Origin of the sequence: Rhodococcus sp. 06-418-5 (assembly GCF_002258285.1) — a bacterium.
GTDB lineage: Bacteria > Actinomycetota > Actinomycetes > Mycobacteriales > Mycobacteriaceae > Rhodococcoides.
On record NZ_NOYE01000012.1, the window covers coordinates 638,312 to 657,616 of the forward strand.

18 protein-coding genes are annotated in these 19,305 nt (G+C 66.1%); 10 read left to right on the forward strand and 8 right to left on the reverse strand.

Features of this window, described 5'->3' with window-relative positions; translation table 11 throughout:
• The first annotated feature begins 1 nt into the window (after position 1).
• From fabG1 to CH274_RS08690, 3 genes are all read left to right on the forward strand, one after another.
• On the forward strand, positions 2–724 hold the full coding sequence (gene fabG1, locus CH274_RS08680; protein ID WP_032398036.1) for a 3-oxoacyl-ACP reductase FabG1: 723 nt from the start codon (positions 2–4) through the stop codon (positions 722–724).
• Positions 725–797: 73 nt separating this feature from the next.
• Positions 798–1,622 carry an NADH-dependent enoyl-ACP reductase InhA gene (inhA, locus tag CH274_RS08685; protein ID WP_032398037.1) on the forward strand — a complete coding sequence of 275 codons (825 nt, stop codon included), beginning with the start codon at positions 798–800 and terminating at the stop codon, positions 1,620–1,622.
• A 100-nt stretch (positions 1,623–1,722) separates the two neighbouring features.
• Entirely contained in the window at positions 1,723–2,799 is a 1,077-nt protein-coding gene (locus CH274_RS08690) for a ferrochelatase (RefSeq protein WP_094648011.1), read from the forward strand.
• A 34-nt stretch (positions 2,800–2,833) separates the two neighbouring features.
• Here CH274_RS08690 and CH274_RS08695 read toward each other — a convergent pair whose 3' ends face one another.
• The gene (locus CH274_RS08695; RefSeq protein ID WP_179275670.1) at positions 2,834–3,661 is read right to left on the reverse strand and encodes a hypothetical protein; all 828 of its coding nucleotides are present in this window, start codon (positions 3,659–3,661) and stop codon (positions 2,834–2,836) included.
• 76 nt (positions 3,662–3,737) lie between these two features.
• Here CH274_RS08695 and CH274_RS08700 point away from each other — a divergent pair, with 76 nt between their 5' ends.
• From CH274_RS08700 to CH274_RS08710, 3 genes are read left to right on the forward strand one after another with little or no spacing between them, the layout of a single operon-like run.
• Positions 3,738–4,547 carry a DUF3097 domain-containing protein gene (locus tag CH274_RS08700; protein WP_094657286.1) on the forward strand — a complete coding sequence of 270 codons (810 nt, stop codon included), beginning with the start codon at positions 3,738–3,740 and terminating at the stop codon, positions 4,545–4,547.
• Between the two features lie 54 nt (positions 4,548–4,601).
• On the forward strand, positions 4,602–5,033 hold the full coding sequence (locus tag CH274_RS08705; protein ID WP_032398457.1) for an NfeD family protein: 432 nt from the start codon (positions 4,602–4,604) through the stop codon (positions 5,031–5,033).
• Between the two features lie 4 nt (positions 5,034–5,037).
• Positions 5,038–6,222 carry an SPFH domain-containing protein gene (locus CH274_RS08710; protein WP_032398040.1) on the forward strand — a complete coding sequence of 395 codons (1,185 nt, stop codon included), beginning with the start codon at positions 5,038–5,040 and terminating at the stop codon, positions 6,220–6,222.
• 13 nt (positions 6,223–6,235) lie between these two features.
• On the opposite strand, the gene CH274_RS08715 is transcribed toward CH274_RS08710, so the two are convergent.
• Genes CH274_RS08715 through CH274_RS08725 form a run of 3 tightly spaced genes read right to left on the reverse strand, consistent with a single transcriptional unit; the run spans position 6,236 to position 8,089 of the window.
• Positions 6,236–6,745 (reverse strand): hypothetical protein, encoded by a 510-nt coding sequence (locus CH274_RS08715; RefSeq protein ID WP_032398041.1) that lies wholly within the window; start codon positions 6,743–6,745, stop codon positions 6,236–6,238.
• Positions 6,742–7,341: a hypothetical protein gene (locus CH274_RS08720; RefSeq protein WP_032398042.1), complete on the reverse strand. Its 600-nt coding sequence runs from the start codon at positions 7,339–7,341 to the stop codon at positions 6,742–6,744. The genes CH274_RS08715 and CH274_RS08720 overlap by 4 nt, the downstream gene beginning before the upstream one ends.
• A gap of 31 nt (positions 7,342–7,372) precedes the next feature.
• Positions 7,373–8,089, reverse strand: a complete 717-nt coding sequence (locus CH274_RS08725; RefSeq protein ID WP_094657142.1) for a TVP38/TMEM64 family protein — start codon at positions 8,087–8,089, stop codon at positions 7,373–7,375.
• 170 nt (positions 8,090–8,259) lie between these two features.
• Between CH274_RS08725 and mutA the strand changes: the two genes are divergently transcribed.
• Genes mutA through meaB form a run of 3 tightly spaced genes read left to right on the forward strand, consistent with a single transcriptional unit; the run spans position 8,260 to position 13,453 of the window.
• Complete coding sequence (gene mutA / locus CH274_RS08730; RefSeq protein WP_094657143.1) at positions 8,260–10,149, forward strand: methylmalonyl-CoA mutase small subunit; 1,890 nt, start codon at positions 8,260–8,262, stop codon at positions 10,147–10,149.
• The gene (scpA, locus tag CH274_RS08735) at positions 10,146–12,416 is read left to right on the forward strand and encodes a methylmalonyl-CoA mutase (protein WP_094657144.1); all 2,271 of its coding nucleotides are present in this window, start codon (positions 10,146–10,148) and stop codon (positions 12,414–12,416) included. The genes mutA and scpA overlap by 4 nt, the downstream gene beginning before the upstream one ends.
• A 2-nt stretch (positions 12,417–12,418) precedes the next feature.
• A complete protein-coding gene (gene meaB / locus CH274_RS08740; protein ID WP_094630001.1) occupies positions 12,419–13,453 on the forward strand; it encodes a methylmalonyl Co-A mutase-associated GTPase MeaB in 1,035 nt (344 codons plus the stop codon).
• Here meaB and CH274_RS08745 read toward each other — a convergent pair.
• Positions 13,430–14,494, reverse strand: a complete 1,065-nt coding sequence (locus CH274_RS08745; protein ID WP_256980571.1) for a nucleoside hydrolase — start codon at positions 14,492–14,494, stop codon at positions 13,430–13,432. The genes meaB and CH274_RS08745 overlap by 24 nt on opposite strands.
• 8 nt (positions 14,495–14,502) lie before the next feature.
• On the reverse strand, positions 14,503–14,973 hold the full coding sequence (locus CH274_RS08750; protein ID WP_256980545.1) for an OsmC family protein: 471 nt from the start codon (positions 14,971–14,973) through the stop codon (positions 14,503–14,505).
• Positions 14,974–15,273: 300 nt separating this feature from the next.
• Here CH274_RS08750 and proP point away from each other — a divergent pair, with 300 nt between their 5' ends.
• On the forward strand, positions 15,274–16,683 hold the full coding sequence (gene proP, locus CH274_RS08755) for a glycine betaine/L-proline transporter ProP (RefSeq protein WP_373453918.1): 1,410 nt from the start codon (positions 15,274–15,276) through the stop codon (positions 16,681–16,683).
• A gap of 18 nt (positions 16,684–16,701) precedes the next feature.
• Here the strand turns inward: proP and CH274_RS08760 are convergent, their stop codons facing one another.
• Positions 16,702–17,967, reverse strand: coding sequence for a CoA transferase (locus CH274_RS08760; protein WP_256993503.1), 1,266 nt, complete (start codon positions 17,965–17,967; stop codon positions 16,702–16,704).
• Positions 17,968–18,007: 40 nt separating this feature from the next.
• Positions 18,008–19,273: a saccharopine dehydrogenase family protein gene (locus CH274_RS08765; protein ID WP_094657147.1), complete on the reverse strand. Its 1,266-nt coding sequence runs from the start codon at positions 19,271–19,273 to the stop codon at positions 18,008–18,010.
• Positions 19,274–19,305: the final 32 nt, after the last annotated feature.

The following is a 19,305-nucleotide window of genomic DNA, read 5'->3' on the forward strand; positions in this document are numbered from 1 at the left end:
CATGTCCACACCTGACTTCATCGCGCGATCGGTACTCGTCACCGGAGGTAACCGAGGTATCGGTCTCGCCATTGCCCAGCGGCTCCGAGCCGACGGACACAAGGTGGCCGTCACCCACCGCGGCTCCGGCGCCCCCGACGGGCTGTTGGGAGTCGTCTGCGACGTCACCGACTCCGCCTCGGTGGACGCGGCCTTCAAGGAGGTCGAGGAGAAGCAGGGTCCGGTCGAGGTGCTCGTGGCCAATGCCGGAATCACCGACGACACGTTGCTGATGCGCATGACCGAGGAGCAGTTCCAGCGCGTGATCGACGCGAACCTGACCGGGGCCTTTCGGGTCGCCAAGCGCGCCAACCGTGCCATGCTGCGCGCGCGTTGGGGCCGGATGATCTTCCTGAGTTCGGTCGTGGCCATGGCCGGCGGACCGGGGCAGATCAACTATGCCGCCTCGAAAGCCGGTGTCATCGGCATGGCGAGGTCGATCACTCGTGAGCTCGGATCACGCTCGATCACCGCGAACGTGGTGTCCCCGGGATTCATCGAAACCGACATGACCGCAGAACTCTCCGACGAATTACGCGGCAAGGCCAAGGAATTCATCCCGCTTCAGCGTCTGGGGCAGCCCGAGGACGTCGCGGCGGTCGTGAGCTTCCTGGCCGGCCCCGACTCCTCCTACGTGTCCGGTGCAGTCATCCCCGTCGACGGCGGCATGGGCATGGGTCACTGAGAGTCGTTCTCGCACACTACTTTTCAGTTCGACGTCATCGATTTCATCTTCGAAAGCTAAGGAACACAGCACTATGGGCGGATTGCTCGAAGGCAAGACCATTCTCGTCACCGGCATCATCACCGATGCCTCGATCGCGTTCCACGCCGCGGCCATGGCGCAGGAGCAGGGTGCCAAGGTGATCATCACCGGGTTCGATCGGCTCCGGCTCATCGACCGCATCGCACAGCGTCTGCCCAAGGAGGTGCCGCCGGCGATCGAGCTCGACGCCACCAACGAGGAGCACCTGGCGGCGTTGGCCGACCGCGTTCGCGAGGTCGCGCCCGAAGGTATCGACGGGGTTCTGCACTCGATCGCATTCGCGCCCCGCACCCTGATGGGCCCCGACGCGAAGCCGTTCCTCGACGGCCCCGGCCCCGACGCCGCGAAGGCATTCGAGATCTCGGCGTGGAGCTACGCATCGCTCGCGCGTGCAGTTCTGCCGGTCATGAACGAGGGTGGCTCCATCGTCGGAATGGACTTCGATCCTCGTACGTCGATGCCGTACTACAACTGGATGGGCGTGGCCAAGGCTGCTCTCGAATCGGTCAACCGCTACGTGGCCCGGGAAGTGGGCGCCGCCAAGCGCATTCGCTCCAACCTCGTCGCTGCCGGCCCCATCAAGACCCTCGCCGCCAAGGCCATCGCGGGTACGGCCACGGACGACGCGGCAAAGATGAACCAGCTCAACGTCTACTGGGACGGTGCTGCCCCGATCGGTTGGGATGTCAACGACCCCACCGTCGTCGCCAAGTCCATCGTCGCGTTGCTCTCGGATTGGCTGCCCGGCACCACCGGATCCATCGTGTACGTCGACGGCGGAGCCAGCCACAACACGTACCTGCCCGAGAACATGTGATGCCGCGGTGGGCGTACCCGCACGTGCGCCCGCCGAGAGGTTTGGTTCGCCGATCGGACCCCCGCAGGGGCCGGTCGGCGAAGGGGGCACAATGGAAAACATGACCACCCCTGGAGACTTCGACGCATTGTTGGTGCTCTCGTTCGGCGGGCCTGAACAGCCCGCCGACGTACGCCCGTTCCTGGAGAACGTCACTCGCGGTCGTGGAGTGCCGCCCGAGCGGCTCGACGCCGTCGTCGAGCACTACATGCACTTCGGCGGAGTCTCGCCGATCAACCGACTCAACAGAGACATCATCGAGGCGCTCCGCAGCGAATTCGATTCCGCCGGAGTCGATCTGCCGATCTATTTCGGAAACCGCAACTGGCATCCGATGATCGAGGACACCGTCGCGACCATGAAGTCGGACGGAATCAGGAACGCGCTCGTTTTCCCGACCTCCGCGTGGGGCGGATACTCCGGATGCAGGCAGTATCACGAGGACATCGCCCGGGCCCGCGCCGCCGTCGGTGACGATGCACCGCATCTGCTCAAGATCCGGCAGTACTACGACCACCCGCTGATGGTCGACGCGTTCGGCGACGCCGTCGCATCGGCGCGAGCCTCACTGCCCGAGCAGCACCGCGCCGGTGCACGTCTGGTGTTCACCGCACACTCCATCCCCTCGGCCGCCGACGCCAATGCGGGCCCGCCCCAGGACGGCGGTCACCTCTACAGCCGTCAGGTGGCCGAGGCATCGAGGCTCGTCGCAGCCGCGTCGGGCGTCGACGATTACGACCTGGTGTGGCAATCCCGCTCCGGCCCTCCGCAGGTGCCGTGGCTCGACCCCGACATCTGTGATCACCTCGAAGCGCTGTCGGAGAAGTCCGTCGACGCCGTCATCGTGTGTCCGATCGGATTCGTGTCCGACCACCTCGAGGTCGTGTGGGATCTGGACACCGAAGCGGAGGAGAAAGCCCGTGAACTAGGAATGGCCTTCGCCCGTGCAGGTACTCCCGGATCCGATGCGCGTTTTCCGCAGATGATTCGCGAGCTCGTGGACGAATACCGAGTCGGTGGACGGTGCCGCGGCCTCGGCAGTGTGCCCGGCTACGGTTCGACGCTGGACGGCAGTCGCTGCGCCGTCGGCTGTTGTGAGCAGCCCACCCGGCCCTCCAGGCCCGCAGCCACGTCGTGAACGCGTCCGCCCGGCACCTGCGTCCGACGGGGTGTCAGGCGGAGTGCATCGCCGCTTCGATGCTCGTCGCGACCGCAATGGCGCGCGCGGTGCGCACCGCAGCCCACAGCGGTCGAACGAGTTCTTCACGTGCCGCGGCTGCCGACGCGGTCGGTGCCTCCGACGGAGCCGATCCCGCCGCGACCGTCAGAATGGCGGCGACCCGATCTGCCGATTCGAGGACGCGGAACGCTCTGTCGGACATCTCTGCCGGGTAGCGATGCCGTGCCGCGTCGGCGATCAGTGCGGCGATACGGGTGCGCGGATCGGTGTCGAGGGTGCGGGTGGGTAGCGACTGCATCTGCGCGAGCGCGTCCGCTGCGCCGCGCACGGCCTCACGCATTTCGTACTCGGCCTCACCCAACCCCTGATCTCGATGACCGTGCTCGGGGACGACGATCGAGTACACGGTCCAGCGCAACACATCCGGTCCCTCCACGACGGGCACCACACCGATGCCGGCGTTGCCCGAGGCCCCGACGATCACGGCCTGCCCCGCGTTCAGGGCGGCACGCGAGAAATCCGTGTTCGCGGGCAGTCCAGTCACTGCGCCGGGGGCAGGCAGAACGAGTTTGACTCGATCGTCGCCGGCCTCGGGAGTCGACGCTGTTGCAGCCGCCCTGATCGCGTGCAGCAGGCCCGCGATTCCATCGGCGTAGCCGGGATGCTCGAGCCCGAAATTCACTGCCGCGTCCGCATCGCCTGCACCCACCAGATGCATAGGTGCCCACTCGTACATGGCGTCGATGACGTCGTCGGGCGAGCTGGCACCGGCCAGCCAGGAACCGGCCCACAGGGCGAGACTTGCGCTTGAGGAACACACGACTCACGAGCATAGGTCGGCGTGGCGAACCGTGCTCGGGACGCCGGTGTCGCTAGCGTTGGTCGCCGTGAACGACATGTACGGCGGAGACATTCTCAGAGGGCACAGTCGCATGCGCAAGGTTCCGGCACCGGAGGTGTCGGCCGAGCGCGGATTGGTCGTCGAAGATGCAGGCACCGGGTACTGCGGTGCCGTGGTCGGCTTCGAGCGCACCTACGACGGAGATTTCGTCCGGCTCGAGGACGGTGCCCGCACGACGCGGCTGTTCGCCCTGCGCGAGGCGGCGTTCCTGATCGACGGACGTCGGGTCACCCTGGTTCGGCCCAAGCCTGCGGCGGCTGCGGCGGCACCGACGCGCTCCGCATCCGGTTCGACCAAGGTGGAGGGCCTGCGCGCGCGCACCGCCCGCGCCAGTCGCATCTGGGTCGAGGGCGTGCACGACGCGGCCCTGGTGGAAAGTGTGTGGGGACACGATCTTCGGGTGGAGGGCGTGGTCGTCGAGCATCTGGAAGGTCTGGACAATCTGGGGGAGCGGTTGGCGGAATTCGGTCCCGGCCCGGGCCGCCGTGTGGGAGTTCTGGTGGACCACTTGGTGACCGGTTCCAAGGAGTCGAAGTTGACGAGGTCGCTGGGCGAACACGTTCTGGTCACCGGTCATCCGTTCATCGATGTCTGGGAGGCGGTCAAGCCCGCTGCTGTCGGCATCGATGCTTGGCCGAAGATTCCGCGGGGTGAGGATTGGAAAACCGGAATCTGTCGAGAGTTGGGGTGGGGCAGTCCGCGGGAGGGGTGGCGTCGGGTGTATTCGTCGGTGTCGAGCTTCCGTGATCTCGAAGCACCGTTGATCGGAGCCGTCGAGCAATTGGTCGACTTCGTCACCCAGTAGGGCTGTGTCCAGCAACGCACCGGCAATTGTCCGATTCGTGCTTGGATGGAGGCTGTGGCAGCGATCATTTGGCTCATAGCGGCAGTGGTTCTCGCCGGTGCCGAGGCACTGACGGGCGACTTCTTTCTTCTCATGATCGCCGGCGGCGCGCTCGGCACCGCGGGCGTATCGGCTCTGACCGACTTCCCGGTGTGGGCCGATGCGATCGTCTTCGGTGTCCTGTCGCTGGCATTGGTGCTCGGTCTGAGACCGATACTGTTGCGTCGCTTCGCGACTCCGCCCGAAACCCCGATGGGGATGGCTGCGCTCACCGGCAAGAGTGCGATCGTTCTCGAGCAGGTCACTGCCCACGAAGGCCAGATCAAGCTCGGTGGGGAGGTGTGGACCGCTCGTCCACTCGACGAGACCGAGGTCTATGCCCCGGGTACCACCGTGACCGTGATGGAAATAGACGGCGCAACCGCCGTCGTATGGAAGGGACCGTAGCCACGTGGAAGCACTCATCGCACTGGCTGTCATCGTCGCATTCGTCGCGGTGTTGATGGCCAAGTCCATCTCGATCGTCCCGCAGGCCGAGGCCGCCGTGATCGAGCGGCTCGGCCGCTACACGCGCACCGTGTCCGGTCAGCTCACGTTTCTCGTGCCGTTCGTCGACCGTATCCGTGCCAAGGTCGACCTGCGTGAGCGAGTCGTGTCGTTTCCGCCGCAGCCGGTGATCACCAAGGACAACCTGACCGTGTCCATCGACACCGTCGTCTACTTCCAGGTCACCAACCCGCAATCGGCCGTGTACGAGATCAACAACTACATCGTCGGTGTCGAGCAGTTGACCACCACCACTCTGCGCAACGTCGTCGGTGGAATGACGCTGGAGGAAACTCTCACCTCGCGTGATTCGATCAACGGGCAGCTGCGGGTCGTACTGGACGAGGCCACCGGCCGTTGGGGCCTGCGCGTGGCCCGAGTCGAGCTCAAGAGCATCGACCCGCCGCCCTCGATCCAGGAGTCGATGGAGAAGCAGATGAAGGCCGATCGCGAGAAGCGAGCGACCATCCTCACCGCCGAAGGCCATCGCGAATCGGCGATCAAGACGGCCGAGGGAGACAAGCAGAGCCGGATTCTCGCGGCCGAGGGCGGCAAGCAGGCAGCCATCCTCACCGCCGAGGGCGAGCGCCAGTCCCGCATCCTGCGGGCGCAGGGTGACCGCGCCGCGAAGTACCTCGAAGCTCAGGGTCAGGCCAAGGCGATCGAGAAGGTGTTCGGCGCCATCAAGGCAGGCAAGCCGACGCCCGAGTTGCTCGCGTACCAGTACATGCAGACGCTGCCGCAGATGGCTCAGGGCGATGCGAACAAGGTGTGGATGATCCCGAGCGATTTCGGTGACGCTCTCAAGGGGTTCGCCAAGACACTCGGTGCGCCCGGCGAAGACGGTGTGTTCCGGTACGAGCCCAACGAGTCGGCCGGCAACGAGCCCAAGCCGGAGGACGATTCGGACGAGGTCGCCGAATGGTTCGAGACCAAGACCGATCCGGCGGTCGCCGAGGCGGTCAAGGCTGCAGAAGCGGTGGCGCGCAAGCCGGTCGACACGTCGCTGGCGTCCGCGCCCGAGCTGTCGAAGGGGTTCGACGTCGGTGCCTTGGCGGCGTCGCCAGAGGCGGAGCCGGAACAGCGTTGAGGGACGGCCCCGATCAGCTGATCAGGGCCGTGCCGACGCCGGCAGCGGCCAGAGCCCACAGGACGCTGGCGAAGGTACCGATGATGAACTGTTCGGAGGCATGGGATTCGCGCAGTTCTGGATAGCGCGCGAGCCCCTTGACTGCCAGCACGATCGCGATGCCCTCCGGCCATCCGGCGAGAATCGACACGGCGACGGCCACGCGTTCGAGGACGCCTATGGTCAGTCCACCACGCAGCGGCTCGACCGGATCGTCTCCGGTCGAGTCGCTGCGTCGTCGTGCGATGCGAAACACGGTGGGTACCGCCGCCGTTCCACCCAGGGCTGCTGCGACGACGCTCAGGACGACTCCGACGGCATGGCCGAGACCGTAGGCCGGTCCGGCCACCGTGGCCAGGACTGCCGCTGCCACGAGGAGACTCGACGCAGCGACGGTGGGCAGCCATCGGCGAATCCCGGTGCCGGTGGGGACGATGGCGGCAATTGCGGTCAGTGCCAGTAGCACCAGGGTGGCAACGATCATGGCCTGTGGTTTCCCGTCGTGTTCGCGGTGTCGAGCAGTCGAGTCGCCAGGGTGCGACCTGCGTTCTCGACGTGCCAGCCGGCTACCGAGAGTCGTTGCGACATGGCTTGTTTGCTGATCTTCAACCGTTCGGCCGCCTCGGTTTGCGAGAACCCGCGGGCCATGAGTTCCACCGCTTCTCGCCCCTGGTCCGATCGTCTGATCACGAGCAGCGCAACCAGGGTCGATGCCGTCTCCGCGTCCTCGGCGGCAGCGTCGTCGGGACCGCTGACGGCGAGCGCAGCCGGGGCGTTCTTGGCTCGGGTCACGGCGTCTCTGGCTGCTTCGAACGCCGGTCCGCGTCCGGCGCGGGTCGTCTCGGGTAGCGGGAGTTCGACGGATCCGATGCCGATGCCGACGCTCCAGTGCGGGGTGGCGACCAGTTCGAGAGCGATCGAGACGACGGTAGCGGCGTCCTCGCAGACGGCTTGCACTTCGTCTCCTGCGGTGCGCTCGAAGGGCCGGATCAGTTCGTGGTCGCGATAGCGTTCGAGCAGTTCGGGCACGCGATCGATATCGCGTCTACTGCGGCGTTGGTCCACGGTCAGCACGAACATCGGACAAGGCTAGATCGTTGATGTGGTCCAGTCAAGCTTCAAGGCTTGATTCGTCGGAATCAAGGTTCCCGGCCTGTCGACCGCCCGCAGGCGCCGGCACGGATCGCGAACCTCGCGAGAGCCGCCAATCCACCACCAGCCCACTCAGACCGATCGCGATACAGACCGCAGACAACACCAGCAGCGCCGGATGTGTCTCGCCTCCGATCGCTCCGCCGATCACGACGATTCCGAGCGTGCCCGGCAGCATCCCGACGGCCGTCGCCAGGGCGAACGGGACGAGCCGAACCGCCGACACCCCACACGCGTAGTTCACCAACGAGAACGGCACCGGCGCAATCAGGCGCAGGGAGCCGACGGCCAGCCATCCTCGTCGACGCAGACTCTCGTCCACCGAATCGAGAGCCGAGTGCGACATCCGCGCTGCCACGGCGTCGCGACCGATGGCACGGACCAACAGCAGCGCCAGCATCGCACTGACGGTCGACGCGCCGATGGTGACCGCCAGACCGGTCAGGGGCCCGAACAACACTCCTGCACTGAGCGTGAACAGCGTTCTCGGGACAGGCGCAACGGTCACGATCGCGTGCACACCGAAGAACACGAGCGGGAATGCCGGACCGACGGACGCACCCCAATCACGAACCTGTTCGACACTCGGATGGGGTGCGAACACCGCTACCAGAGCGAAGACGGCAATCACCGCCAGCAGCGCGATCAGTCGAACGTCACGCAGGTGCCGGGTCACGAGAGGCCAGCGTACCGGCGTGAGACGACACCTCGTCGCCTCCCGAGTCCGAGAGCCGCGCTGCACGATCGAACGTGAGGTGATCCTCACGATAATGTGCAACTCGGTGGGGTTAGCATCACTTCACGTCGGGCGAAGGACTACCCGGCCGAACCGAGGGAGCAGCACACGTGTCCATCGCGTCGCACGAAGATGCCGCACGCAGCGCTCATGCGGCCTGGCAGAAGGCAGTGGCAGGTGTCCTGGCCAAATCGCGTCGGGTCGAGGTGTCCGATCTGCCGGCCGATGCCGAACACCTACTCGATTCCACGACGTACGACGGGATCACCGTGTCCCCGTTGTACACCGCCTTCGACGAACGACCGGAAGGTCCGCTGCCCGGGCAGTTCCCCTACCTGCGGGGACGCGACCCCCACCGTGACGTCAACGCGGGCTGGAAGGTGTGCACCCGCCACGGCTCGGTCCGGGGCGACGGTGCCGACGACGCGGCGACTCCGAACACCCAGATTCTCGATTCGCTCTCCAACGGCACCAGCGCCCTGTGGTTGACGGTCGGCAACGGTGGCGTCGACCCGACCGCTCTGCCGGAGGTTCTGCGTGGGGTGTTTCTCGAGCTCGCACCGCTGACGATCGATGCGCGCGGGGACGTGTCCGCAGCGGCAGCGGCGGTGTTCGAGGTGCTCGACTCCGCCGATATCGACGAGCGCGCCGCAGTCGACATCCGGCTGGGCGTGTCCACTCTCACAGCCGGGTTGAGCGGAACCGAGTCGATCGAGATGACCGAGGCGCTCGAGCTGGCTCGCAAGTCGATCGGTCGTGCCGAGACGATTCGTGCGATCACGGTCGACGGCACCGTGTTCCACAATCTCGGTGGCAGCGACGCACAGGAGCTCGGTGCGGCGATCGCCGCAGGACTCGAGTACCTCCGGTCCATGACCGATGCCGGTATCGGCATCGCCGATGCCCTGCGACAGATCGAGTTCCGGTTCTCCGCCACCGACGACCAGTTCCAGACCATCGCCAAGTTCCGGGCCGCTCGCACGCTGTGGGCGCGCATCGCGCAGGTGTGCGGAGCCCCCGACGCCGGTGACGCTCCTCAGCATGCGGTGACCTCGGAAGCGATGATGTCGCAGCGGGATCCGTGGGTGAACATGCTGCGGACCACGCTGGCGTCGTTCGGAGCGGGAGTGGGCGGTGCCGATTCGGTGACCGTGCTCCCGTTCGATGCGGCACTCGCCGGCGGCGCAGCCGGGGTGTCGAAGACGTTCGCGGCCCGTATCGCCCGAAACACCCAGCTGCTGCTGCTCGAAGAAGCGCATCTCGGACGGGTCCTGGATCCCGGTGCCGGGTCCTGGTACATCGAGGAGCTGACGGCAGCGGTCGCGGCGAAGGCCTGGGAGTTCTTCCAGACCATCGAAACGTCCGGCGGTTTCCGCGCCGCCGTCGACGACGGTTCGCTGATGACTGCGATCGAGAAGACCCGCGTCGAACGCGATTCCGACATCGCTCACCGAGTCACCCCGCTGACGGGCGTCAACGAATTTCCCAACCTGGCCGAGGCTCCGCTCGATCCCGAGCGAACCGCGCCGCAGGGCTCGACAACGGTGTATCGGTACGGCCGGGCATTCGAGTCGTTGCGAGACCGGTCGGATGCCTATCTGGCCGAGCACGATTCGCGCCCGACGGTGCTCCTGGTGCCGCTGGGCAGCGTCGCCGAACACAATGTCCGAACGACGTTCGCGTCGAACCTGCTGGCGTCGGGCGGAATCGAGGCCGTCGATCCCGGCCCCCTGACCGTCGACGGAATCGCCGGATCGGTAGAGACGTCCGGAGCTCGGATAGCGGTGGTGTGCGGAACCGACAAGCGGTACGCCGACGAGGCCGCCACTGCCGTGGATGCATTGCGGGCCGCAGGCGTCACCCAGGTGCTGCTTGCCGGTCCCGAGAAGATTTTCACCGGCACCGAGGGCACCTCGCGTCCCGACGGATTTCTGACCGCGAAGATCGACGCCGTGGCAGTGCTGACCGAACTTCTCGACACCCTGGGAGCCTCGAAGTGACGACCGACGAGAATCGAATCTCGCACACCATCGGCAGTTTCGCCGACGTGCCACTGGTCGACCCCGACGAGCCGACGCCGACGCCGCCGTCGGCCCAGGACGTCGACGCCCATGTTCGGCAGGGCGCGAAGGCCAACTTCTACACGCCCGAGCAGGTGGTGTGGTCCACCCCCGAGGGCATCGACGTCAAGCCGGTGTTCACCGAGGCAGACCGCGCAGCCGCCGAGGCCGAGGGCTACCCGCTGCACAGCTACCCGGGTGCTCCGCCGTTTCTCCGCGGGCCGTACCCGACGATGTACGTCAACCAGCCGTGGACCATCCGCCAGTACGCAGGTTTCTCCACGGCGGCGGAGTCCAACGCGTTCTATCGCCGTAACCTGGCGGCCGGCCAGAAGGGTCTGTCGGTCGCGTTCGACCTGGCCACCCACCGCGGCTACGACTCCGATCACCCGCGGGTGCAGGGTGACGTCGGAATGGCAGGCGTTGCCATCGATTCCATCTACGACATGCGGCAACTGTTCGACGGCATCGACCTCGGTAGCGTGTCGGTCTCGATGACCATGAACGGCGCTGTGCTGCCGATCCTGGCGCTGTACGTCGCGGCCGCCGAGGAGCAGGGCGTCGGGCCGGAGAAGCTCGCCGGCACCATCCAGAACGACATTCTCAAAGAGTTCATGGTGCGCAACACCTACATCTATCCGCCGAAACCGTCGATGCGCATCATCTCGGACATCTTCGCGTACACCAGCGAGAAGATGCCCAAGTACAACTCGATCTCCATCTCCGGCTACCACATCCAAGAAGCCGGAGCCACAGCCGATCTCGAACTCGCCTACACCCTCGCGGACGGTGTCGAGTACATCCGGGCCGGTCTGGATGCAGGCATGGACATAGATACCTTCGCACCGCGACTGTCGTTCTTCTGGGCCATCGGAATGAACTTCTTCATGGAGGTCGCCAAGCTGCGTGCCGGGCGTCTGCTGTGGGCCGAGCTCGTGCAGCAGTTCGAGCCCAAGAGCGCCAAATCCCGTTCGCTGCGCACTCATTCGCAGACGTCGGGCTGGTCGTTGACGGCACAGGACGTGTTCAACAACGTTGCCCGCACCTGTGTGGAGGCGATGGCGGCCACCCAGGGGCACACCCAGTCGCTGCACACCAACGCCCTCGACGAGGCACTCGCCCTGCCGACGGACTTCTCGGCGCGCATCGCCCGCAACACCCAGCTGCTCATCGCGCAGGAGTCCAACACCGTGCGCCCGATCGATCCGTGGGGCGGCTCGCATTACGTCGAATGGCTCACCCACCAGCTCGCGAATCGGGCTCGGGCACACATCGCCGAGGTCGAGGAAGCAGGCGGCATGGCTCAGGCCATCGGCGAGGGCATCCCCAAGTTGCGCATCGAGGAGGCTGCGGCCCGCACCCAGGCGCGGATCGACTCCGGCCGTCAACCCCTGGTGGGCGTCAACAAGTACGTTCCCGACGAGCCCGACACCATCGAGGTGCTCAAGGTCGAGAACTCCAAGGTTCGGCGCGAGCAGATAGAGAAGCTCGAGCGGCTGCGGGCCGAACGGGACACCGCCGAGGTCGAGGCAGCCCTGGCGAACCTGACCAGAGCGGCGGCCTCGGACCAGCCGGGGATGGAGAACAACCTGCTGGCTCTCGCCATCGACGCGGCACGCAAGATGGCCACCGTCGGCGAGATCTCCGATGCACTGGAGAAGGTCTACGGGCGCCATCAGGCCGAAATCCGGACAATCAGTGGTGTGTACCGCGACGAGGCAGGCAAATCCGAGAACATCACCCGCGCCACCGCGCTGGTCGAGCAGTTCGCCGAGGACGAGGGCCGTCGGCCTCGCGTCCTGGTGTGCAAGATGGGTCAGGACGGACACGATCGAGGTCAGAAGGTGATTGCCACGGCGTTCGCGGACATCGGCTTCGACGTCGACGTCGGCCCGCTGTTCCAGACCCCCGAGGAGGTGGCCCGGCAGGCCGCCGACAACGACGTGCACGTCGTCGGGGTGTCGTCGCTGGCCGCAGGCCATCTGACGCTGGTGCCCGCCTTGCAACAGGCCTTGGCCGAAGTCGGCCGTGAGGACATCATGATCGTCGTCGGTGGCGTCATCCCGCCCGGTGATTTCGACGAGCTCTACGCGGCGGGCGCTGCGGCGATCTTCCCTCCGGGCACCGTCATCGCCGACGCGGCGATCGGGCTGGTGGAGAAGCTGTCCGTTGCGCTGGGGCACGCACCACGCGAGGCCAACGCCTGAGTATGGGTTCTCCGAACGACAAGACGGGTTCTCCGACCGGTGCACCGTCGCCGAGAGGCCGAACCATCGATATCGACGCGGTGGCCGATTCGGTCCGTGCGAACGAGCGATCCGGGCTGGCGCGTGCCATCACGCTGGTCGAGTCCACTCGCTCGGATCATCGTGATCTGGCTCAGCAGTTGCTTCTTCGGGTTCTGCCCGATGCGGGTGGTTCCCATCGCGTCGGTATCACCGGCGTGCCGGGGGTCGGCAAGTCGACCTTCATCGACGCGCTGGGGATGCGCTTGATCGAGAAGGGGCACCGGGTCGCGGTGCTCGCCGTCGATCCGTCGTCGACGCGTACCGGTGGTTCGATCCTGGGTGACAAGACCCGGATGTCGCGTCTCGCGGTGCAGGAGAACGCATACATTCGGCCGTCTCCGACCTCGGGAACCCTGGGTGGTGTCGCACGTGCGACGAGGGAGACGATCGTGCTCCTCGAAGCGGCAGGCTTCGACGTCATTCTGGTGGAGACGGTGGGCGTCGGGCAGTCCGAGGTGACGGTCGCGAACATGGTCGACTGCTTCACGTTCCTGACGCTCGCGCGTACCGGAGATCAGTTGCAGGGCATCAAGAAGGGCGTTCTCGAACTCGCCGATCTGGTTGCCGTCAACAAGGCCGACGGCAAGCACGCGACCGACGCGAAGAACGCGGCGCGGGAATTGGCGGGCGCGCTGCGGCTGATCTATCCGCACGATGCGATCTGGAAGCCCCCGGTGTTGACCATGAGCGCCATCGAGGGCACCGGACTCGACGAGTACTGGGACACCGTGCTGCGCCATCAGCAAGTGCTCAGTGACGCAGGCGAATTCGCGGAGAAGCGTCGCAAGCAGCAGGTCGATTGGACGTGGACGATGGTCAACGACCAACTGCTGCGCCGGCTGGCGCAGAACCCGTCCGTCAAGGCCATCCGCGGCGACGTCGAAGCCCGGGTACGCGACGGTTCTCTGACGGCCGCGCTGGCCGCCCAGGAGCTACTCGACGCGTTCGACTCCTGAATCTGCCCCGGCGGCCGGGAGCGCGGGATAGAGCCGGTCGGCAAGAGCTCCGACGCGTTCGATGAGTCGATCGAAGAATGCCTCGGGATCGGTGTGTGTTGCGATCGCCGCATTGGGGGCCTTGCCCCACATACCGCGCCAGTCCGCGACCGTCGTTCCGCGCGTGAGGGTTCCGACGAGTTCGACGTCGACGGTCGCATGACGGTAGGTGGCGATATCGGCATCCAGTGCGACGGCCGCCGCGAAGGGGTCGTGCATGTGCGCCAAGAATCCCTGATCGTGATCGCGATGGAATTCCATGTAGAACCGCACCGCATCGGAGAAGTGCCGCACGATCGGGTTCGACGCCGTCGATCGAACACCCGGTGCGTCGTCGGGCGAGATCACCTCGGGCGGAAGGCTCCGCGCTCGCGCTGCCAGCCGTCGGATGTGATCGGGGGTCATTTCGATGGTCTCGGTGATGTCGAGCGCGCAGACGATGGGATGTCGTTCCGGCGGTAGTCCGGAGAAGGCTGCGAACACTTCCGCTGCGGCCTCGGGGTCGACGGCGATGTTCCATTCGGTGGTCGGTGTCGTGTTGCCCTGGTGCTGAAATGCGCCGCCCATCAACACCAGTCGCTTCAGCAGTCGAGGTAGCTCGGGATCCCGACGGATCGCCAGCGCGAGATTGGTCAGCGGACCGGTGACCAGTCCGGTGATCTCACCCGGTCGCGAACGAACCAGCTCCACCCACATCGTGGTGGCGTCCCGGCCGGACAGCGACCGCGTGGACACCGGAAGCTCCGCGTACCCGATGCCTTGCGGGCCGTGGGTGTCCTCGGTGGTCATCAGCGGCGCCACGAGGGGTACCTGTGCGCCGAGCGAGACCTCGACGTCACCCGCGCGGCACAGGTCGAGCCAGGCGAGATTGTTCGCAGCAACCTGGTTCACCGGCACATTGCCCGCGGTGGATGCGATACCGAGGATCTCGGCATCGTCGCTGGCCAGCAGGTACAGCAAGGCGAGAGAATCGTCGATTCCGGTGTCGACGTCGACGATCATGGGGACGGTCACGATGCGACCTCGGTCGTCGGGGTGTGCCGCACCGGGAAGTTGACCGATCGCGCGATGAAGCACTTCGACGACGCAGACGCGTGCAGTTTCTCGGCGCGCGGCACCATCGACGGGTCGACAACGGTCACGACCGGAGCCAGGGTGACCTCGACGAACTGACCCGAACCATCGGATTGTTCGGTCATCACTCCGGTGGGGGAGTCGGTGTATTCGGTGACCACCACTCCGGATGCGGCCGCGAGTCCGAGGTACCAGAGCATGTGGCAACTGGACAGCGAGGCGACGAGCATCTCCTCGGGATTCCAGCGTTCGGGATTGCCGCGGAAGCTCGGATCGGAGCTCGCGTGCAGGTCGGGTTTCCCGGGTGCCGACACGATGTGATCGCGGTCGTAGGCTTCGGCACCGGTGGTCCCAGCACCGCGGTTGCCCGTCCAGTTCAGCGTGAGTCCGTAATCGTGGTTCGGCACTGGTCCATCGTGCCAGTACCCGCCCGTTCGGTGACAATCCGCCGCGGAAACCGTTGTCCGCATTGACCGTAATGCCTCGATTGCCAAAGCGGTGTGGCACATTCGTCGTTGCGCGCGTTCACCTGGGCATTCGCCCGAGTGTGTGCGTCGATCTGCACAGCGGTCGTTTGAAAACGAATCGTTTGTCTGGCTAACGTTGAACGAATGACATCAGTGCCCAGTCTCGAACCCGGCCGAGAGCAGGCCACATGGGGACGCCGCCACGTCCAGCATCTTCGCCGCGTTGCGTTCTCGAAACGGATGCGCACGAAGCCGGCGCTCTCGGAGGAGAGCATCACTGTGGTCGATCAGCCGATGCTCAAGCGCGCCGTCTCGGCAGCTGCTCTCGGCAACACGATGGAGTGGTTCGACTTCGGTGTGTACGGCTATCTGGCGGCAACGTTGGGCAAGGTGTTCTATCCCGATGCCACGCCTGCGGTGCAACTCATCTCGACGTTCGCCACGTTCGCGGCAGCGTTCGTCGTTCGTCCGCTCGGCGGCCTGTTCTTCGGGCCGCTCGGTGACCGGATCGGTCGGCAGAAGGTATTGGCCGCCACCATGATCATGATGGCGATCGGCACTCTGGCTGTCGGCCTCATCCCCAGTTACGCGACCATCGGCATCTGGGCACCGATTCTGCTGCTCGTCGCCCGCTTGGTCCAAGGCTTCTCCACCGGTGGTGAATACGGCGGTGCAACGACGTTCATCGCAGAATATTCACCCGACAAGCGGCGCGGGTTCCTCGGAAGTTGGCTCGACTTCGGCACCTTCGTCGGTTACGCGATGGGCTCGGGCCTGGTGACGATCCTCAACGCGGTGTTGGGCGACGCCACCATGATCGAATGGGGTTGGCGCATACCGTTCTTCGTCGCGGGTCCGATGGGGCTGATCGGGCTGTACCTGCGGCTCAAGCTGGAAGATACGCCCGCGTTCCGCAAGCAACTCGACGAACACGACAACAAGGTCAAGGCGCAGGAGAGCGGCCGGAGGTCGATCGGGAAGATCTTCACCGATCATTGGCGGGCGCTGTTGATCTGCATGGGAATCGTGTTGTTGTACAACGTGACCAACTACATGGTGACGTCATATCTACCCACGTACTTCACCGAGGTCGTCGGTCGAAGTCAGCTCAGTGCGGACTTGCTCGTCCTGTCGGCGATGGTCGTCGTGGTGAGCGTCATCGTGGGTGTCGGCAGGCTCACCGACCGAATCGGCCGCAAACCGGTGTTCGTCTTCGGTGCCGTCGGGCAGATCGTTCTCGCCGTGCCCTGCTTCTTGCTGCTGCGCAGTAGCGGGTGGTTGGGTCCGCTGATCGCGTGCTTGCTCCTCGGCCTCGTTCTGGCCTGTTTCGCGGCGCCGAGCGCATCGACGCTACCGGCCCTGTTTCCCACCCGGATTCGTTACGCGGCGCTGTCGATCGGCTTCAACCTGTCCGTGTCGATCTTCGGGGGTACGACGCCGTTGGTGACCTCGGCGTTGGTCAGCTCGACCGGTAGCCCGATGATCCCTGCGTACTACCTCGTCGTGAGCGGTCTCGTCGGCCTCGTCGCCGTCGGATTCCTGCGCGAGTCCGCCACCCAACCTCTGGAAGGCTCACCGCCTCAGGTCGACTCGACCGAGGAAGCCAAGGAGCTCTATTCCGAGGCAGCGGCGACCGCCGGACGCCACTGATCCGGCCTCGGCTCGCCTTCACCCCCAGGTTGCCTCATCGGTGCCCCACGGGCGTGCGGGAAACGGGTAGTCGGCATGATCGTCGAAAACCGGCCGTGCTGTCGTGACACGCCCGTGGGTCACGACACAGTCGGGCGGCGGCGTCGCCCGAGGGCCGTGATGCGGATCCCGCCCTGGTAGTTGCAGTAGCCATGCGGCCGTCCGGGCCAACGACACCTCGACGGAGGCGGTCGAACCCGTTCCGTTCGCGCGATCGGCCAGCTCGCCGACGATCCCTGCGGCCAGTAGATACCCGCTGGCGTGGTCCAGCGCCTGGGCCGGCAGGTGCCCGGGTTCTCCACCACTGCCTTCGAGTACCGAGATGCCGGTGGCAGCCTGGACGAGACTGTCGAAGCCCCGCCGATCCGACCATGGTCCGTGGGTACTCCACGCACTGACCCGTCCATGCAGGACGTCCGCTCGGTGTTCTAGTCCGAACCGTGCGAGAGCGCCCGGGCGGTACCCGGTGACCAAGACATCGGCGGACTCGAGCAGTCGGTTCATCACTGCACGCCCTTCACGCGTGTTCAGGTCCACCGTCGCCGAACGCTTCCCCTGACCGTTTTCCATGTGCTGCCAGCTGATCTCGGGGCGGTGGGGCGGATCCACGCGGAGCACCTCGGCACCGAACAGGGCGAGCGCGCGGGTGGCCACCGGTCCGGCGATGACGCGGGTCAGGTCCAACACCCGGACCCCGGCCAGCGGAGCAGCGGTAGTCCCTCGGAATCGGGGAACTCGACATGTGTCGGAGCCCGTGTCGTTCGAGCGTGCAATCACCGGACCGGACTCGGCTGCACCACCTGCGGGCTCGGCGGGCCACTGGTCTTCGGTGCGGACCCGCACTGCGAGAGCGCCGTTCTGTGCGCACGACCATTCGAGCTCGACAGCGGTGATCCCCGCCACCCGCTCCGCGAATTCTTCTGTGCCGCAATCTTCGTCGAGACCGACCGTCTCGAGCAGCGCAGTCCGGTGGTGCGGATAGTTCGCGTGAGTTCTCACCCAGCCGTCGGACACGCGGAAGAAGCCGGACAGATCTGCGAACGGCTGCACCGGTGCACCGTCGAGGCGCACCATCGAGTCCCCCATGAACGATGCTGCTATCCGCTCCGCCGATGCCGTCGGGACCGCGTCGGTCGAAGACGGTTCGAGAACACCCCTCAGCCTGCCGACTGCGGTACCCAGGGCACCGACCGATTCGGCAGCGATGGTCGCCACCGGCAGTGTCGCCGCGAGCCAAGCACTCACGGGTGCGGGCACCGCGCCGAGGGGACTGCCGTTCCCGACATCAACTGCGCTTGGCCCAGATCTCCATACCGGCAGCATTGAGACGGTCCACGAGGACGTCGCCGATCGCAGTGGCCGGAGTGAGGACTCCGCTGGCCTTCGGCAGGGCGTCACCGCCGTGCACGAGTGCGAGTGCCGACTCGGCCAGCATGACTGCGGTGGCCTTGTAGCCGGGATCTCCCGAGGCCTTGACCCGGGCCCGGTAGCGAGCCCCCGACGTGGTGAGGGTGTACAGGTCGACCGTGAAATGTCCCTTCTCGCGGGCTTTTTCACTGGGGCCGGTGCCCGGCTTGGGCAGAATGCGATCGAGCACCTTGGCCGGAAGCACAGTCATGGCGGACACGCCGACGAAGAGCCCCGCGGACAGAGCACCGGCGAGGACGGGGCTGGCGAACGACGAGCCGACACTCATCACCTCGCTGTAGCGGAACTGCTTCCCATAGGCCCAGTCGCGAAGTGCGTTGGTCCGCCGGACGACTCGTGTGTTGTACGAGGCCATCACGAACGGTGCTTTCCAACCGCGCAGGCTCGGGTCGATCTTCTTGCCGTCGATCAGCACGGTGTCGAGTTGGCGACCGAGCTGCGGCTCGAGGCCACGATCGGGACTGAGCGAGTACGGCCGCGCGGCGATGCGTCGGGCCCGCTTGTCCTTCTTCATCGCCTCGATCTGCCCTCGCAGCGAGTCGATGGTGCCACCGCTGACCCCACCGGACATCGACGTGACCACCAGGGTCGTGTCGGTCAGCTCACCGGCGTTGTCCGCGGTGACGGCCTCGTACAGGGCGTGTACGCCGATGTCGGACGGGATGGAATCGAAGCCGCACGAGTGGACGATGCGGGCCCCGGTGCGCTGAGCGATCTCGTGATTGGTGTCGATGCTCTCGCGAGCGAACAGCACCTCGCCGGTGAGGTCGACGTAATCCGTCCCGGCCTCGGCGCACGCCGTCGCCAATTCCAGGCCGTACTTGGCGTAGGGGCCGACCGTGGTGATGACGACTCGGGTCGATCGGGCCATGGCCTCGAGCGATGCGACGTCGGTGGCGTCGGCCTCGAGAACGGACCACTGCTGAGCCCTGGAGCCCAGTTCCTTCCTGGCGGCCTCCACCCGCGCCGTCGAGCGCCCGGCGAGGGCGATCCGGGTGTCGGCCGGTGCATGCTCGGCGAGGTACTTCGCCGTCAGTTTCCCGACGAAGCCGGTGACGCCGTAGACGACGATGTCGTGAGTGCGATCGGGGCCGACGGTCGAGTCGGATGCTGGCGAGTTCATACCAGCGACACTAACGCGGGTCACCCCTGCGA

Coding starts and splice junctions, on each gene's coding strand:
- fabG1 (WP_032398036.1), top strand. CDS start 2: ATGTCCACACCTGACTTCATCGCGCGATCGGTACTCGTCACCGGAGGT.
- inhA (WP_032398037.1), top strand. CDS start 798: ATGGGCGGATTGCTCGAAGGCAAGACCATTCTCGTCACCGGCATCATC.
- CH274_RS08690 (WP_094648011.1), top strand. CDS start 1,723: ATGACCACCCCTGGAGACTTCGACGCATTGTTGGTGCTCTCGTTCGGC.
- CH274_RS08700 (WP_094657286.1), top strand. CDS start 3,738: ATGTACGGCGGAGACATTCTCAGAGGGCACAGTCGCATGCGCAAGGTT.
- CH274_RS08715 (WP_032398041.1), bottom strand. CDS start 6,745: ATGATCGTTGCCACCCTGGTGCTACTGGCACTGACCGCAATTGCCGCC.
- CH274_RS08720 (WP_032398042.1), bottom strand. CDS start 7,341: ATGTTCGTGCTGACCGTGGACCAACGCCGCAGTAGACGCGATATCGAT.
- meaB (WP_094630001.1), top strand. CDS start 12,419: ATGGGTTCTCCGAACGACAAGACGGGTTCTCCGACCGGTGCACCGTCG.
- CH274_RS08745 (WP_256980571.1), bottom strand. CDS start 14,494: ATGATCGTCGACGTCGACACCGGAATCGACGATTCTCTCGCCTTGCTG.
- proP (WP_373453918.1), top strand. CDS start 15,274: ATGCGCACGAAGCCGGCGCTCTCGGAGGAGAGCATCACTGTGGTCGAT.
- CH274_RS08765 (WP_094657147.1), bottom strand. CDS start 19,273: ATGAACTCGCCAGCATCCGACTCGACCGTCGGCCCCGATCGCACTCAC.